This window comes from Chryseobacterium sp. (assembly GCF_008014695.1).
Taxonomy (GTDB): domain Bacteria; phylum Bacteroidota; class Bacteroidia; order Flavobacteriales; family Weeksellaceae; genus Kaistella.
In genome coordinates, this window is record NZ_VOXE01000002.1 from 429,678 (window position 1) to 443,905 (window position 14,228).

Here is a 14,228-nt window from a genome sequence, read left to right on the forward strand (position 1 = left end):
CTTTAACCTTAATCTTAACCACAGTCCATGCGCACGAAATCCACCGGAAAGAAAAAAATTAACATCGTTACACTAGGGTGCTCTAAAAATGTCTACGATTCCGAAGTCCTTATGGGACAGCTTCATGCGAACGGAAAGGACGTAGTGCACGAAGGCCGCGGCGATATTGTGGTGATCAATACCTGCGGATTCATCGACAATGCAAAGGAAGAGTCCATCAATACCATTCTCGATTATGTGGAAGCCAAAAACAGGGGAGAAGTGGAGAAGGTTTTTGTTACCGGCTGCCTTTCGGAACGCTACAAACCCGATTTGATACGTGAAATCCCGGATGTGGACCAGTATTTCGGGACGCGCGATCTTCCGATTTTATTGAAGCAGTTAGGGGCAGACTATAAGCATGAGCTGATTGGTGAGCGAATGACGACTACACCTAAGCATTATGCCTATTTAAAAATTGCCGAGGGTTGCGACAGACCGTGTTCCTTCTGTGCAATTCCGCTCATGAGAGGGAAAAACGTTTCTACGCCAATCGAAAATCTGGTCATTGAAGCAGAAAAACTCGCCAAAAAAGGGGTAAAAGAGCTCATCCTCATCGCACAGGATCTTACCTATTACGGACTTGATATCTATAAACAGCGCGCTTTGGGTGATTTATTACTTCGGCTTGTAAAAGTGGAAGGAATTGAGTGGATCCGCCTTCATTATGCATTCCCGACCGGTTTTCCGGAAGACGTTCTTGAAATCATTAAAAACGAACCGAAAGTCTGTAACTATATTGATATTCCACTGCAGCACATCAATTCAGATATTCTGAAAGCCATGAAACGCGGTACTTCCCACGAAAAAACAAACGCCCTACTCGCTAAATTCAGGACTCAGGTTCCGGATATGGCCATCAGAACCACTCTGATTGTCGGTTTTCCGGGAGAAACGGAGGAGCGCTTTCAGGAAATGAAGGAATGGGTGCGAACGCAGCGTTTCGACCGTTTGGGTTGTTTTACCTATTCGCATGAAGAAAATACGACCGCCTTTGTTCTTGAAGATGATGTCCCTCAGGAAGTAAAAGAAGCCCGGGTCGAAGAAATTATGGAACTGCAGTCGCAGATTTCATGGGAAAAGAATCAGGAAAGGATCGGCAAAACCTACCGGTGTATCTTCGACCGCAAAGAAGGAAATTATTTTGTCGGAAGAACTGAATTTGATTCGCCAGATGTCGACAACACTGTTCTTGTTTCCGCCGAAAACACTTATCTGTCCATCGGAGATTTTGCCGAGATTAAAATTACGTCTGCAGAAGAGTTTGATTTATATGGTGAAGTGGTTCAGTAAGAACCTTAAAACACATAATGCTAAAATTAAGATCAGCATTTTCTAGCAAAAAACTTTCAGATTTCTGAAAGTTTTTATTTTATGGTAGTCTTTGATTATCAGAGAGTTTATCGGTGGTATCTGCCTGTTTTAATGCTAACTTAGTTAAAAATATTAACCTTTAGGGCTTGTTTTTAACACTTTTTAACAAAGCTTGTGAGTTCCCATGAATAGGTTGAAGACATGGGTTGTTAACGTAATTTTAACATTTCATTAAGAAGGTTTAACACCTTGAGTGTTGCAAGTAATCATTTCGGGATAAATTTGCAGAGTCAAAACCAATTAAAACCTTCAAAATGATGAAAAGACAAATTCTCGTAATCATAATGATGATTTCAACACTTGGTATTTATTCTTTCAACAAGTATAATGCCAATGATGCCAAAACAAGTTTTGCATCGTTTTACCACGATAAGTTTAATGGTAAGAAAACTGCAAGCGGAGAAATTTTCAGTAACTCGAAACTTACCGCAGCAAACAGAACGCTTCCTTTTGGGACCCAGTTAAAAGTCACCAACATCAGAACAGGAAAAAGCGTGATTGTGAGAGTGAACGACAGAGGTCCTTTCCATTCATCCAGAGCCTTGGATTTATCCAAAGCAGCGTTCGATTCAATTGGGAATCCTGATAGAGGAACCATGCCGATTGAATATGAAATTGTCGATTAACGTTTACGTTATAATCTAAAAAAGAAAGCCAATTCGAAAGAATTGGCTTTTCTGTTGATATCAATGAAGTCCTTAAATTTAATAAGGAACTTGTCTGGAATTTTTCGACCCGTTTTTTTGGTTGATTTGCCATTGTGTTTTTTGTCTTAATCTGTTTCAGAATTTGGTGCATCCACCGGTTTTGATTGCGTGGAGCCTTTCTGCCGTAAAAAAATCGATAAAATGATTATGGCGAATATCGACAGAAACTCACTCTGCCAGTTTTGGAAAGATTCAAACCACAGACGGGAATCGCAGATAAACTCACTCAGCATTTCGGGCGGTTTCCCTTCCAGAAGATTTTGGATATTGGCATCTTTGAAGCTTCCATACAGATGCAGCACAAATGATAAAATAAAGAGGATCAGCAAAGAGATGGTAAGGGAACTCTTGTACAGGTTCAGCCAAATTCCTCCTTTCCGAACCGGCCATGGCGCTCCTTTGCGGGATGCTGAGGGTTCACGGTCCACTTCATTGAATTCGTCGAATTTTTTAGATTCCGATGAGCCTTTCTGTTTTAAAAAGATGGTCAGCCATACAAACATGGCCATCTGCAGAAATTCACTTTCCCAGTTTTCAAACGTGGCCTCAATAAAGTGTCCGGACTGTAAGTAGGCGGGCCATTCAATTGGCTGTCCGCCCCATTCCAGCAGCGATTTGTTGTATTCCTGCAGCCCGAAAATAATCTGTCCGGCCAATCCAAAGAAAAATAACATCAGAAACACGATGGACAGACCATTATGATAGAAAAATTTTTTCATCGCTGCTGTATTAACAAACTTAAATCGTCTCTTTTTTAAGACCGATGTGAGTGTGGTTTTCTGCTTTACGTTTTAAATCTTCACGAAGGTATACTTCTTTACGCAGATTGGTACTCGAAAACCGGTGTAGCCGCTCATTGAAATAAAGGGTGATATTTTTTTCTTCGCAGAATTTTCGTCCTGTGAAATCCTTGTCTTTGTATTCCTTGCCAATAATACGAACATCTACCGGATACAGTTTCAAAAGATCCTCCAGATCCTTTTCAGTGGTATAGGGAATAATCTCATCCACAAATTTGCATCCCTGGAGCTGAATGTAGCGCTCCACTACGGTCTGGGTGGGTTTATTCTTTTCGGGTCGGTCTATGGTAGGGTCGGTTTGAAGTCCCGCAATCAGATAATCACACTGGGTTTTGGCTTCTGCAAGCATCCTGATATGTCCTGCATGCAGCAAGTCAAAGGAACTGAAGGTAATTCCGATTATTTTTTTTGAATCTTCCATCGTTTTAATGTTTTTAATGGTATTTTTAATAGGCTGAGCAAGTTGTGAGCCGTTTTTGTAATTTTTGTAAAGAGTGGATATAGGCAGTCTCCGGAATACGGTTTCCAAACATATCCAGATCGAATAATCCGCACTGGCTGTATGAAGAAAGATTGTCCCAGTCAGGTCTGTCGGTAACCGGATAGATGCAGATTCCGTGAAAATCAACGCCCAATTGCCGTGCTTTAAAACATTCGTTTGTGATTTCTTCCAGCCAATCAACACGGCCGTCGCCGAAATGTCCCGTTTCAGAAAGAAAAATCGGTTTTTTATAACGTTGATAAGCGCTTATCAGTAACTCGTGAAGCGCTGTTCTCTTATTTTCTGGATCCGGCCAGCATAAACTTTCCGCATCTCCTTTCCACTGGCAGTTCCAGTAATAATTGAAGCCCAGTAGTTCCAGAAAACTTTCATCACCGCCCAATTCAGGGCACATTCTTCCCGCAATCATGTCCATTGCTTCGAATTGATATTCATTTCGGATAAAAATTTCATCCGCACATCCGCCAGAGTTATGGATTTTTACCAGAGGTTCCACAAGCACAATTCTGCAGGCTGGGTCTTCTTCCTTTAATGCATGGATTCCCCGTATTGCTGCCTTGCAGAGGTGGTATTTAATATCCCAACCGTTGTTTACGGAGAATGGAACCGTTCCTCGGTTTTCTCCGGAAAGCCAGGAAAGAAAACTGATCTCATTAACGGGTACAATATATAGGGTGTCAGTGCTGTGTTCCTTAAAAAATCTTGCAAATGCGCGGCAAAGGTTTTCAAACCGTTCTGCAAAAAGAGGGTGCGTGGGAAAAAGTCCATCGGGATATCCGAAGTGGATCACGTCCCAGATCTGCTGAATCCCGAAATGCTGAGCAGCTTTTATGCGACGCAACACTTCCGAGAAATCATATATTCCCGGAGCTTTTTCCACAACACTCCAGCAGATTCCTTCACGAACCGTAAAAATTTCCAGATCCTGAAGCAATTGGTAGTCTTCCATGACCCGGGAATCGTGTTGTGTTTCCTGTAAAAGATTCACACGGATTCCGTGACGGTTGATGTGATCTGCACATTCGAAACCACCAATGAAAAAGCTTTTAAATGCTGGAGACTGATTCATGAGAGCTGAAGATTTCCGGCTTCTACCGTTTCAAATAAATCCAATGCATTTCTAAACGCCTGATCCATATTGAAATATTTATAGTTGGCTAGCCTTCCGACAAAATAGACATCTTCGAGTTGGTCAGCCTTCTTCTTATATTTTTCATAAATCAGTTGGTTTTTTTCGTTCGGAACCGGATAATACGGCTCACCCTCATCTACCGTGAATTCTTTTACAATACTTGTTTTCGCCGACTGTTGGTTCCCAAAATGCTTATATTCCACAATTCTTGTGAAATCCACGTCACGGCCGGGATAGTTGACCACCGAATTTTCCTGAAAATATTCCTGATCCAGATGCTCGGTGACGAAATTGATCGAACGGTACTCCAGTTTCTCCATCAATTCATCCTGAAACGCGAAGAAGCGGTCGACCGGGCCGGTGTAAAACAGTTTTTCATAGCCTTGATACTGGTCTTTAACCTCAAAATAATCCGTGTTCAGCAAAACAGTGATATTCGGATGATTCAGAATGTTTTCAAAAAGTTTGGTGTATCCTCCTTTAGGAAGCGCCTGATGCGCATCGGAAAAATACCGGTCGTCGTGGTTGTGACGCACAGGAATTCTTTCCAGAACCGACGCATGCAATTCCTCCGGAAATTTATCCCACTGCTTTTTCGTATAATGTTTAAACATTTTTTCGTAAAGTACGGTTCCTACTCGGTTAAGTACTGCTTCTTCGCCGTTTTCCGGCTGTTCAAATGCAACGCGGTTAGCCTCCAGCCAGTTCTGCATTTCTTCCTCTGTCTGAATATTTTCATTGAATAAGGTATTAACAGTCGTTATATTTACAGGAATTGGAACGGTTTTGTCATCAACACGTGCGACAACGCGGTGTTCCCACGGATACCAGTCAGCGAAACGGTTGACGTATTCCCAGACTTTTTCATCGTTCGTATGAAAAAGATGAGCCCCATATTTGGAGACCAGAACTCCCGTTTCGTCGTAATAGTCATAACAGTTTCCCGCGATATGGTTGCGTTTTTCTATAATCAGCACTTTTTTCCCGGCTGATGCATACCTTTCGGCTAGCGTTGCTCCGGAGATTCCAGCTCCGATAATTAAAATGTCGATATTTTTCATGCCAGTGTTTTTTCGATGATAAAAGCCATTTTATCTGCGGTCACGTCCCAGGAAGTTTTTTCCAGAATATTCCGATAGGTTTCTACAAAGTTGCCTTTGGGATTGATAACTGCCTGATGAAAATCCTCTTCGTTTTCCACGAGCATAATGCAGTTGCTGTAATCGCGCACCACATCTCTTATTTTAGTGGAAATAATCGGTTTTGATGCGGACATGTACTCGAGCGTTTTTGTAGGACTGATGAATTTGGTGGAGTCATTTAATGCAAAAGGCATCATGGCAATGTCGAAGTACTGCAGATACGCGGGTAATTCGTCGTATGATTTCATTCCCAGGTAATGAATGTTTTCAGCTTGGGGAAGGTCATCATCACTGATTTTACAAAGCGGTCCGATCATGACAAATGAAGCACCTGGAGTTTTTTCTGCCGTTTTTTTTAACAGATCCAAGTCAATCCTTTCATCGATAACGCCGTAATAGCCAACAATCGGGGAAGGAATATTTTTCATATCAGCAGGTATTTCCAGATTTTCCCCATTGTTATTTGAAAAATGCGCTACATCGACAGAGCTTGGAAAACAAAAAACATTGTGGTGTTTTTCCTTTTTGGATTCGTAAAGTGATTTCCCGCCAGTGTACACTACATCTGCATCAGCAAGAAGTTCATTTTCCTGTTCCACTAATTTTTTGGGAGCACCACGGAAAAGCGAAAGTTCATCCATGCAATCGTATACAACCGTTTCAAATTCCAGATAATCCAGAACAGAGATAAATGCTGGGGAATAAAACCAGCCCACTGAAAGATTCAGGTCAGCAAGATTTGCCCTTAAGTAAGGTCCGATTGATTCCATATCGCTCACAACAGGCTGGCAAATGTGCAGGTTTGGGGTTATTTCCCTGATTTTGAAAGGATCTTTCTGATCAGGATCTGCCGGAACCGGCTCTTCAACCACCAGAATTTTTTGATTTTCAGCCAGGCGGCTGATGAGATGCTGAGGCCGCTGGTAGACAAAATCCCAACGCAAATGACAGAAAACAATCATGTCGTAGACATCAGGATTTTTCTCTTTTAGTAATTCAGAGTTCATATTGTTTAGTTATTTAATAATGTTAATCTTGTAAAGATAATCATTTATGAGCATCAATTATTAAATAGAAAAATTATTATTTACTTCTACAATATTTCTGCAAAATATTTAATCTTGACAAGAGGTAACGGTTAATTAAAAGGTTTAAAGGGTGTTTGATTGAAGTATTTTTAAAAATATACCTCAAATGCTCAGAATTGATATTTTTTTTGAAATCAAATTAAATGCCAATTTCGCAAAGATATTTGAATTATGTAAATAAGTCTGTCATAGCTAAAATGTAGTCTTAAATAGTAAGGATCCTACCAAGCCATTATTGCATTTATTCCGTTATTTGGGAAAGGTACCCTTTAGATGTACTAATAAATTTCTACTAAAACAGGACAATGATCCGAATGAAAAACTTCTTTCAGAATCACCGCCCGTGTAAGTTTGTCTTTCATAGTATAGGAAACAAAATTGTAGTCCAGACGCCAGCCTTTGTTTCTTTCGCGGGAATTCTGGCGGTAGCTCCACCACGAATAATTGTCGGGCTGGTCATTAAAAAACCTGAAACTGTCGATAAGTTCACACTCATCAATGAATTTGGAGAGCCATTCCCTTTCCATGGGCAGAAATCCCGAAACATTTTTAAGTCCAGTTGGATTGTGAATATCGATAGGTTGGTGGCAGATATTGAAATCTCCTGAAATAACGAGATTGGGAATGGTTTTTCTTAAATTTTTGATATACTCGAGAAAATCATAACAGAACTGCATTTTATAGTCAAGGCGTTCAATGTTTGATGCCGACGGTACGTAAACCGAAATGACTGAAAATCCATCGAAATCTGCTCGCATAATTCTGCCTTCAGAATCGTAATGTTCAATTCCGCAGCCGTATTCAATATGATTGGGTTTTATTTTGGAGGCGATTCCGACGCCGGAATATCCTTTTCGCTGTGCCGAATGCCAGTAACTATGATAGCCCGCTCTTTCAAGACTTTCAATGTCAATCTGATCATTTCCGGCTTTGCTTTCCTGAATGCAGATGATATCGGGATCGGCCACTTTCAGCCAGCCCAGGAAATCTTTTGTAAAAGCAGCACGGATTCCGTTAACATTATAGGAAATGATTTTCATTTTTTAGTTTTTTTCAGAGCAGCAAAATTCAATCCCAATTGTGGAGGACAGTGTAATTTTTGTTAAAGAAATAAAAAAGGCGGAAAAAATCGAAGATTTTTTCCGCCCCATTAAACCCAAAGGAGTAAAACTATAAAAACTATTTGGGTTCTAAAATACTGATCGGTATAATGCACTCTTCCAGAGAAATTCCGCCGTGCTGATACGTTTCTTTATAGTAATTCACAAAATGATTGTAATTTTTCGGGTAAGCCAGAAAAATATTGTTTTTTGCGAAAATATATTTCGAACTTAGATTTCCTTTTGGTAAAAAAAGTTTTTCAGGATTGTTGATCGCCCACACATCATTCTTTTCGTAGGTAAGACTCCGTCCGGTTTTATAACGGATGTTCGTGGACGTTTCACGGTCACCCACCACCTTGCTCGGTTTTTTTACATAAATCGTTCCGTGGTCGGTCGTAATCACGAGTTTGAATCCGTTTTCTGCTGCCTGTTTCACGATTTTCAGTAAAGATGAATTTTCGAACCAATTATAGGTCAACGAACGGAAAGTCTTATCGTCGCGGATGAGCTGGTTCACGATGACATTGTCGGTTTTTGCATGCGACAGGATATCAATGAAATTGTAGACAATGACCAGAAGATCATTGTTTTTATGCTGGTTGAAATCCTCCAGAACTTTTTTCTCAAAGTCCGAATTCAGAATTTTAAGATATTTCATTGATTTCGAAGATAATCCCAGGCGTTTCATCTGGTCTTCCAAGAAATCACGCTCGAATTCGTTTTTATTCCCATCCTCATTATCGTTAAACCAGTTCTGAGGGAATCTTTTTTCAATTTCAGACGGCATAAGACCGGCGAAAAATGAATTTCTCGCATACTGCGTTGCCGTTGGCAAAATGCTGTAATAATAATCTTCTGAAGTTTTGTTGTAAAATTTGGTGAATAGCGGCTCAATCACTTTCCATTGGTCATAACGAAGATTATCTATCATCAGCAAGAGCACTTTGTCTTTTTCGACTTCCGGTTTTACCTTATCCTTGAAAAGAGTGTGGCTCATCATGGGCTTTTCGCTCGAATTAAGCCAGTCTTCGTAATTGTTTTCAATGAATTTTGCAAACTGAATATTGGCTTCCTCTTTCTGGGACTGCAGCAGATCTGCAAACTCGTTGTCGAAAACTTTATCGAACTTGATTTCCCAGTTCACGATTTTCTTGTAATATTCCGCCCATTCGGCGTAAGTCTTCAGATAGGAGAGTTCCATCGAAAGATTTCTGAATTCCTGCTGGTATTCGAGAATCGTTTTCTGCTCCACAAGATCTTCTTCCTGAAGATTTTTCTTTAGAGAAAGCAATACTTGATTGGGATTCACCGGTTTCAGGATGTAATCGGCGATTTGCGAACCGATGGCCTGTTCCATGATGTGTTCCTCTTCACTTTTGGTTACCATGACAATTTTCAGCGCACTGTCTTTGTTTTTGATCATCGGAATGGCTTCCAGACCCGATATTCCGGGCATGTTTTCATCCAGCAAAACAAGCTGGAACTTTTCGCTTTCAATCATTTCCAACGCTTCATTAACATTGTTGATCGGCGTTACGTGATATCCTTTATTTTCCAGAAAAACGATATGAGGTTTCAGTAATTCCACTTCATCGTCAATCCATATAATTTTACCTGACATATTTAATTTTTAAAAATTTAATTTATCCACATGATGTGAAAAGGGCTTCATAGATTGCGTTTGTGTAAGCCCGCTTAGAGGTTCCAAAAATACGGCCAAAAGCTCTTAAAATTTGCCCAAAAATTCCTGTATAAAGTTAAATATTAGTTAATTGATAAAACTTAAATTTGCAGAAGGTTTCACATTATTTGTATTCAGAAAAATATGACCAATAAATTCAAAATCATTAATGATCCGGTTCACGGATTTATCAAAATCCCTTACGAAATCCTTTTCGATGTGATTGAGCATCCGTATTTTCAGCGTTTGCGGCGCATTTCACAAACCGGCCTTCTCAGCTTGATTTTTCCTGGTGCCACACATACGAGGTTTCACCATGCTTTGGGCGCTATGCATCTGATGTTTACCGCTCTGGAAAACCTGAAACTGAAAGGAACTGAAATTTCGAAAGAAGAAGAAAAATCGGCGATGCTGGCGATTCTGCTTCACGATATCGGTCACGGGCCGTTTTCTCACGCATTGGAAAACATGCTCATGGATGACTGGCATCATGAAAAACTGTCGCTTTTGCTCATGCAGAAGATGAATGAAGAATTTAACGGGGAGTTAACCGTTGCTATGGAAATGTTTCAGGGAAAATACCACCGCAAGTTCTTCAACCAGCTGATTTCTTCGCAGCTTGATGTGGACCGGCTTGATTATCTGAAGCGCGACAGTTTTTACACCGGCGTTTCGGAAGGCAATGTGAATACGCAGCGAATTATTTCGATGATGAATGTTGCCGATGAGGAGCTGGTAATAGATGCAAAAGGAATTTATTCCGTTGAGAATTTCCTCACCGCCAGAATGTTCATGTACTGGCAGGTGTACTACCATAAAACCTCGGCGCTGGCCGAACATTTACTTGTAAAAATCCTGAGCCGTGCAAAAACTCTTGCTGCAGAAGGCAAGGATCTTCCCGCATCCGAAAATTTGAAATATTTTCTCAATAAAAACCAGTTTACTTGCGCCACAGAAGAAGATATCCAACGTTTTACGGAACTTGATGACAATGATGTGATCCAGGCCATGAAATTCTGGACCAAAAACGATGATTTTCTGCTTTCCTATCTGTGCAGATGTGTCATTCGGCGGGATTTCCCGAAAACCATCATTTCATCAAAACCTTTTGAAAAGGGATTTATACGTGAAAAAATCGAAAAAACAAATGTGGTTTTCGGAATTACGAACGGTGCAGATCTGGTTGATGAAATTTCCATGAGCCTGCTGCCTTATAACAGTAAACAACAACCCATTTTTTTACTGCAGAAAAACGGGAGTACCATTACGCTTGAAAACTCTGAGAACCAAATTCTTTCTTCGGCCATCAGCACGGCCAGCACGAAATACATCTTATCTTTCCCGAAGGAAGTGTAAATGATATTTTTCCGCTAAAAAATTTGACGTATTTGGGAATTTCTTATCTTTGCCCATATGGAATTTACTGCATCGCAACTGGCAAGTTTTATCAACGGTAAAATTATAGGGGATGAAAATACTTTGATTACAGGTGTTTCCCCTATAGAGAAAGGGGAGAAAGGTCATCTCTCTTTCGTTGCGCAGGAGCGGTTTGCAGATTATATTGACTCTTCAGAATGTTCAGTTCTGATTGTTTCTGAAAAACTATTGACCGATAAAAATTATCCACAGACCATAATTGCTGTCGAAGATGCATACCTTTCTTTTCAGGTGCTCATGAATCTTTACCAGGAAATGAGATCCCCTCATATTTCCGGAATTGAGCAGCCATCCATGATCAGCGAAACTGCTGAAATCGGCGAAGAGGTATTCATTGGAGCATTTACATACATTTCTGCAAATGCAAAAGTGGGTGCGAACACCAAAATATTTCCTCAGGTGTATATCGGAAAGAATGTGAAAATAGGAAAAAACTGTAAAATCGACAGTGGTGCAAGGATCTATGATTACTGCATCATCGGCGATAACTGCATCATTCACTCGAATGCAGTAATAGGTGGCGACGGTTTCGGTTTTCAGGCCAGTGCTGACGGTTTCAAAAAAATTCCTCAACTTGGTAACGTGATTATTGAAGATGATGTTGAAATCGGTTCCAACTGTTCTATTGACAGGGCCACAATCGGCTCTACCGTGATTGGGAAAGGAACGAAAATCGACAATTTGATTCAGATCGCCCACAATGTGAAAATAGGCCGCAACAATGTAGTCGCTGCACAGGCAGGAATCGCAGGTTCGACGACCATTGGGGACTGGAATCAGATTGGTGGCCAGGTGGGAATTGTAGGACACATCACCATCGGAAATCAGGTGAAAATTCAGGCTCAGAGTGGCGTGAATTCCAGTACCAAAGACGGAGAGATTTTATACGGCTCACCGGCAATTCCGGCAGGTGACTACCGCAGAAATTATGTTCATTTCAGGAACTTTACCAATATCGTACAGCGAATTAATCAACTTGAGAAAAAATCACAAGAACCCAATAATGAGTGATAAACAAAAAACGTTAAAAGAGGAAGTTTCCCTTTCAGGAATCGGGCTTCATACAGGTAAGGAAGTAACTCTTACTCTAAAACCGGCAAAAGAAAATACAGGATTTGTATTTGTGAGAACCGATTTGGAAGGCCACCCGCAGGTTGAGGCCGACGTAAATTACGTCACCACAACCGAAAGAGGTACGACACTGGAAAAACTAGGGGTGCGCATTCATACCTGTGAACATATTTTGGCGGCTTTGGTCGGTTGTGATATAGACAATGTCTTTCTGGAAATGAACAGTGCAGAACCTCCTATTATGGACGGTTCTTCAAAGTTTTTTGTAGAGGCTATCGAAAAAGCTGGAATCGTTGAACAGAACGTGGCGCGGGAATATCTCGTCATTAAAGAAGTTTTCAGCTATTCTGATCCTGCAACCGGTTCAGAAATCACCATTATTCCTTCAGAAAACTACGAAATCACCACGATGGTGGATTTCGGAACCAAAGTGTTGGGAACCCAGAACGCGACTTTGAAGGATATTTCGGAATTTAAAGAAGAAATTTCCACTGCGCGGACTTTCAGTTTCCTTCACGAGCTCGAAATGTTGCTGGATGCAGGACTGATCAAAGGTGGTGATATTTCCAATGCGATTGTTTATGTGGACAAAGAATTGACCCAAGAAACTTCAGAAAAACTTAAAAAAGCATTCGGAAAAGATCATCTTTCTATTCAGCCGAATGGAATTTTAGATAACCTTACCCTAAATTATCCCAACGAAGCGGCACGTCATAAACTGCTCGATGTAATCGGAGATTTGGCGTTGACCGGTGTTAAAATTAAAGGAAAAGTCATCGCGACTAAACCCGGACATTTTGTGAATACCCAGTTTGCAAAAAAACTGAACCGCCAGTGGAAACTTCAGAAAAAGAAAAACGTTCCAGATTTCGATATCCATAAAGAACCGGTGTTTGACATCAACGGAATTATGCGCCTAATGCCGCACCGTTATCCGTTTTTACTCATCGATAAAGTTCTTGAACTTTCGGATACCCACGTTGTAGGTCTCAAAAATGTCACTTTTAACGAGCCATTTTTCGTTGGTCATTTCCCGAAGGAGCCCGTCATGCCGGGAGTTCTTCAGGTAGAAGCTTTGGCACAGACCGGCGGAATTCTGGTATTGGCCAGTGTTCCGGATCCGGAAAACTATTCCACTTATTTTATCAAGATCGATAAGGTAAAATTCAAGAAAAAGGTGGTTCCCGGAGATACAATGGTATTTAAAATTGAACTCATCACTCCAATCCGGCGCGGAATTGTTCACATGCAGGGGTATGGTTATGTAGGCGACAGTATTGTTGTGGAAGCCGAACTGATGGCTCAGGTAGCAAAAATTAAAACCGATTAAATGATCCATCAATTAGCAGCCGTTGATAAAAGGGCAAAAATCAAAAAAAATGTAATAGTTGAACCTTTTACAACAATTGCAGGCGATGTGGAGATCGGTGAAGGCACCTGGATCGGCCCGAATGTAACGATCATGGATGGTGCAAGAATCGGTAAAAACTGCAGAATATTTCCCGGAACGGTGATTTCTGCGATCCCTCAGGATCTGAAATTTGACGGCGAAGATACCCAGGTCATTATAGGAGACGGAACAACCATCAGAGAGTCCGTAACTGTTAACCGCGGCACAAAAGCGCTAGGATATACCAAAATCGGTAAAGAATGCCTGATTATGGCCACTTCACATATCGCACACGACTGCGTAATCGGCAACAATGTGATTATCGTTAATGGCTGCGGCATTGCCGGACATGTTGAAATCGGTGATTTTACCATAATGGGAGGGCTTTCGGCCGTCCATCAGTTCGGAAAAGTCGGAAAACATGTCATGATTTCCGGCGGAACTTTGGTCCGGAAAGATATTCCACCTTATGTTAAGGTAGCTCGTGAGCCAATGGCTTATGCAGGAATAAATTCTGTAGGCTTAAGAAGAAGAGGCTTCACCAACGAAAAGATTTTTGAAATCCAAAAGATTTACCGAGCCATTTTCCAGATGAAAATGAATGTTTCGCAGGCATCAATGTATATTGAAAAAGAAATGCTGCCCACCGCAGAAAGGGACGAAATCCTGGAATTCATTAAAAATTCGCCACGCGGAATCGTTAAAGGTTACGGTACAGTAAAAGAATAATTTTTAAAAAATAATTTACAACATAGAGTTCCA

The 14,228-nt window shown here is 40.8% G+C and carries 13 protein-coding genes; 6 read left to right on the forward strand and 7 right to left on the reverse strand.

Annotated features, from left to right (window positions below; translation table 11 throughout):
- Nucleotides 1–27 precede the first annotated feature (27 nt).
- Together rimO and FUA25_RS06465 are read left to right on the forward strand one after the other, a co-directional pair.
- A complete protein-coding gene (gene rimO / locus FUA25_RS06460) occupies nt 28–1,332 on the forward strand; it encodes a 30S ribosomal protein S12 methylthiotransferase RimO (RefSeq protein WP_147756082.1) in 1,305 nt (434 codons plus the stop codon).
- Nucleotides 1,333–1,667: 335 nt separating this feature from the next.
- Nucleotides 1,668–2,039 carry a septal ring lytic transglycosylase RlpA family protein gene (locus FUA25_RS06465; protein ID WP_147756083.1) on the forward strand — a complete coding sequence of 124 codons (372 nt, stop codon included), beginning with the start codon at nt 1,668–1,670 and terminating at the stop codon, nt 2,037–2,039.
- A gap of 146 nt (nt 2,040–2,185) precedes the next feature.
- On the opposite strand, the gene FUA25_RS06470 is transcribed toward FUA25_RS06465, so the two are convergent.
- The 7 genes from FUA25_RS06470 to FUA25_RS06500 form a co-directional block, all read right to left on the reverse strand.
- The gene (locus FUA25_RS06470; protein ID WP_147756084.1) at nt 2,186–2,839 is read right to left on the reverse strand and encodes a DUF6766 family protein; all 654 of its coding nucleotides are present in this window, start codon (nt 2,837–2,839) and stop codon (nt 2,186–2,188) included.
- Nucleotides 2,840–2,858: 19 nt separating this feature from the next.
- Nucleotides 2,859–3,341: an adenylyltransferase/cytidyltransferase family protein gene (locus FUA25_RS06475; RefSeq protein WP_147756085.1), complete on the reverse strand. Its 483-nt coding sequence runs from the start codon at nt 3,339–3,341 to the stop codon at nt 2,859–2,861.
- A 25-nt stretch (nt 3,342–3,366) separates the two neighbouring features.
- Entirely contained in the window at nt 3,367–4,491 is a 1,125-nt protein-coding gene (locus tag FUA25_RS06480) for a hypothetical protein (protein WP_147756086.1), read from the reverse strand.
- Nucleotides 4,488–5,615, reverse strand: coding sequence for a UDP-galactopyranose mutase (gene glf / locus FUA25_RS06485; protein WP_147756087.1), 1,128 nt, complete (start codon nt 5,613–5,615; stop codon nt 4,488–4,490). Before glf ends, FUA25_RS06480 begins: the two co-directional genes overlap by 4 nt.
- Nucleotides 5,612–6,703: a glycosyltransferase gene (locus tag FUA25_RS06490; RefSeq protein ID WP_147756088.1), complete on the reverse strand. Its 1,092-nt coding sequence runs from the start codon at nt 6,701–6,703 to the stop codon at nt 5,612–5,614. The genes glf and FUA25_RS06490 overlap by 4 nt, the downstream gene beginning before the upstream one ends.
- Before the next feature lie 359 nt (nt 6,704–7,062).
- Nucleotides 7,063–7,824 carry an exodeoxyribonuclease III gene (locus tag FUA25_RS06495; RefSeq protein ID WP_147756089.1) on the reverse strand — a complete coding sequence of 254 codons (762 nt, stop codon included), beginning with the start codon at nt 7,822–7,824 and terminating at the stop codon, nt 7,063–7,065.
- Nucleotides 7,825–7,963: 139 nt separating this feature from the next.
- A complete protein-coding gene (locus FUA25_RS06500) occupies nt 7,964–9,508 on the reverse strand; it encodes a bifunctional response regulator/alkaline phosphatase family protein (protein WP_147756090.1) in 1,545 nt (514 codons plus the stop codon).
- A gap of 204 nt (nt 9,509–9,712) precedes the next feature.
- Here FUA25_RS06500 and FUA25_RS06505 point away from each other — a divergent pair, with 204 nt between their 5' ends.
- Genes FUA25_RS06505 through lpxA form a run of 4 tightly spaced genes read left to right on the forward strand, consistent with a single transcriptional unit; the run spans nt 9,713 to nt 14,195 of the window.
- Nucleotides 9,713–10,924: an HD domain-containing protein gene (locus FUA25_RS06505; RefSeq protein WP_147756091.1), complete on the forward strand. Its 1,212-nt coding sequence runs from the start codon at nt 9,713–9,715 to the stop codon at nt 10,922–10,924.
- A gap of 57 nt (nt 10,925–10,981) precedes the next feature.
- On the forward strand, nt 10,982–12,016 hold the full coding sequence (gene lpxD, locus FUA25_RS06510) for a UDP-3-O-(3-hydroxymyristoyl)glucosamine N-acyltransferase (RefSeq protein ID WP_147756092.1): 1,035 nt from the start codon (nt 10,982–10,984) through the stop codon (nt 12,014–12,016).
- Nucleotides 12,009–13,406 (forward strand): bifunctional UDP-3-O-[3-hydroxymyristoyl] N-acetylglucosamine deacetylase/3-hydroxyacyl-ACP dehydratase, encoded by a 1,398-nt coding sequence (locus tag FUA25_RS06515; RefSeq protein WP_147756093.1) that lies wholly within the window; start codon nt 12,009–12,011, stop codon nt 13,404–13,406. Before lpxD ends, FUA25_RS06515 begins: the two co-directional genes overlap by 8 nt.
- Entirely contained in the window at nt 13,407–14,195 is a 789-nt protein-coding gene (gene lpxA / locus FUA25_RS06520; protein WP_147756094.1) for an acyl-ACP--UDP-N-acetylglucosamine O-acyltransferase, read from the forward strand.
- The last annotated feature ends 33 nt before the right edge of the window (nt 14,196–14,228 follow it).

What these genes read in the sequence shown, in the direction of transcription:
- rimO (WP_147756082.1), top strand. Translation starts at nt 28, where the DNA reads ATGCGCACGAAATCCACCGGAAAGAAAAAAATTAACATCGTTACACTA.
- FUA25_RS06465 (WP_147756083.1), top strand. Translation starts at nt 1,668, where the DNA reads ATGATGAAAAGACAAATTCTCGTAATCATAATGATGATTTCAACACTT.
- FUA25_RS06470 (WP_147756084.1), bottom strand. Translation starts at nt 2,839, where the DNA reads ATGAAAAAATTTTTCTATCATAATGGTCTGTCCATCGTGTTTCTGATG.
- FUA25_RS06475 (WP_147756085.1), bottom strand. Translation starts at nt 3,341, where the DNA reads ATGGAAGATTCAAAAAAAATAATCGGAATTACCTTCAGTTCCTTTGAC.
- FUA25_RS06480 (WP_147756086.1), bottom strand. Translation starts at nt 4,491, where the DNA reads ATGAATCAGTCTCCAGCATTTAAAAGCTTTTTCATTGGTGGTTTCGAA.
- glf (WP_147756087.1), bottom strand. Translation starts at nt 5,615, where the DNA reads ATGAAAAATATCGACATTTTAATTATCGGAGCTGGAATCTCCGGAGCA.
- FUA25_RS06490 (WP_147756088.1), bottom strand. Translation starts at nt 6,703, where the DNA reads ATGAACTCTGAATTACTAAAAGAGAAAAATCCTGATGTCTACGACATG.
- FUA25_RS06495 (WP_147756089.1), bottom strand. Translation starts at nt 7,824, where the DNA reads ATGAAAATCATTTCCTATAATGTTAACGGAATCCGTGCTGCTTTTACA.
- FUA25_RS06500 (WP_147756090.1), bottom strand. Translation starts at nt 9,508, where the DNA reads ATGTCAGGTAAAATTATATGGATTGACGATGAAGTGGAATTACTGAAA.
- FUA25_RS06505 (WP_147756091.1), top strand. Translation starts at nt 9,713, where the DNA reads ATGACCAATAAATTCAAAATCATTAATGATCCGGTTCACGGATTTATC.
- lpxD (WP_147756092.1), top strand. Translation starts at nt 10,982, where the DNA reads ATGGAATTTACTGCATCGCAACTGGCAAGTTTTATCAACGGTAAAATT.
- FUA25_RS06515 (WP_147756093.1), top strand. Translation starts at nt 12,009, where the DNA reads ATGAGTGATAAACAAAAAACGTTAAAAGAGGAAGTTTCCCTTTCAGGA.
- lpxA (WP_147756094.1), top strand. Translation starts at nt 13,407, where the DNA reads ATGATCCATCAATTAGCAGCCGTTGATAAAAGGGCAAAAATCAAAAAA.